Annotated in this window: 1 tRNA gene; it reads left to right on the forward strand. The window is 54.7% G+C overall.

Annotated elements, in window-relative coordinates:
• The first annotated feature begins 119 nt into the window (after positions 1-119).
• A tRNA-Thr gene (locus tag HB631_RS26835) sits at positions 120-195 on the forward strand.
• The last annotated feature ends 92 nt before the right edge of the window (positions 196-287 follow it).

The raw sequence follows: 287 nt of genomic DNA on the forward strand, positions 1-287 counted from the left end.
CGCCGTAGCGCCGATGGTAGTGTGGGGTCTCCCCATGCGAGAGTAGGGAATTGCCAGGCATCCATTAAGGCCGATACCTCGAGTGTAACCGGAGGTGTTGGTGAATAAAAGCTTTGAGCGCTGATATGGCTCAGTTGGTAGAGCGCACCCTTGGTAAGGGTGAGGTCCCCAGTTCGACTCTGGGTATCAGCACCAGTTAATATGGCAGAGTTCGGCAAATAAAGAATTTGCCTGGCGGCACTAGCGCGGTGGTCCCACCTGACCCCATGCCGAACTCAGTAGTGAAA

Source organism: Sodalis sp. dw_96 (assembly GCF_018449575.1).
In the GTDB taxonomy this organism is placed as follows: domain Bacteria; phylum Pseudomonadota; class Gammaproteobacteria; order Enterobacterales; family Enterobacteriaceae; genus Acerihabitans.